Source organism: Streptomyces sp. NPDC060205 (assembly GCF_042728395.1).
In the GTDB taxonomy this organism is placed as follows: Bacteria; Actinomycetota; Actinomycetes; order Streptomycetales; family Streptomycetaceae; genus Streptomyces.
Window position 1 is genome coordinate 1 of record NZ_JBHWZP010000659.1, and the last position, 1,040, is coordinate 1,040.

At 72.1% G+C, this 1,040-nt stretch carries 1 protein-coding gene; it reads left to right on the top strand.

The annotated features are described in order from the left end of the window. Window positions 1-190 precede the first annotated feature (190 nt). Window positions 191-991, top strand: coding sequence for a histidinol-phosphatase (gene hisN / locus ACFWGJ_RS43820; protein WP_267027170.1), 801 nt, complete (start codon window positions 191-193; stop codon window positions 989-991). Window positions 992-1,040: the final 49 nt, after the last annotated feature.

Consider the following 1,040-nt stretch of genomic DNA (forward strand, 5'->3'; position numbering starts at 1 on the left):
TCAGGGACGCGGGGAACGGCGCAGTCTTTTCGCCTTGAGGGGGCGCGGGGAACGGCGCACCTGCAAGGGGCGCGGGGAACTGCGCGCTCAGCCACGACGAACCCGCACCCGACAACCGCCCCCAACACCCCACCCCCTCTCCACAACCCCAGCCCTATAGCCGCACCCCCCGGAGCGGTACCGTTCCCCCATGCCCGACTATCGCGATGACCTGCGCCTCGCCCATGTCCTGGCGGACGCCGCCGACGCCGCGACGATGGACCGGTTCAAGGCGCTCGACCTCAAGGTCGAGACCAAGCCGGACATGACCCCGGTGAGCGAGGCCGACAAGGCCGCCGAGGAACTGATCCGCGGCCACCTCGGCCGGGCACGGCCACGGGACGCGATCCTGGGCGAGGAGTACGGGGTCGAGGGCACGGGCCCCCGCCGCTGGGTGATCGACCCGATCGACGGCACCAAGAACTACGTACGCGGCGTCCCCGTCTGGGCGACCCTGATCGCGCTGATGGAAGCGGGCGAGGGCGGCTACCAGCCGGTCGTCGGCGTCGTCTCCGCACCCGCGCTCGCCCGCCGCTGGTGGGCCTCGAAGGGCCACGGCGCCTTCACCGGCCGCAGCCTGTCGTCCGCGTCCCGTCTGCAGGTCTCCCAGGTCTCGCGGATGAAGGACGCCTCCTTCGCGTACTCCTCGCTGAGCGGCTGGGAGGAACGCAGCCTGCTGGACGGCTTCCTGGACCTGTCCCGCGAGGTGTGGCGCACGCGCGCGTACGGCGACTTCTGGCCGTACATGATGGTCGCCGAGGGCTCGGTCGACATCTGCGCGGAGCCCGAACTCTCGCTCTGGGACATGGCGGCCACCGCGATCGTGGTGACCGAGGCGGGCGGCTCCTTCACCGGCCTCGACGGCCGCCCGGGCCCGCACAGCGGCAACGCGGCGGCCTCGAACGGCATCCTCCACGACGAGCTGCTGGGCTACTTGAACCAGCGCTACTAGCCGACACGGCCGATCGGACACGGCCGGGCGGCCCGCCGAAGCCGCGGGC

Excerpts from the sequence above, each read along its gene's own strand:
- hisN (WP_267027170.1), top strand. The coding sequence starts at position 191 with ATGCCCGACTATCGCGATGACCTGCGCCTCGCCCATGTCCTGGCGGAC.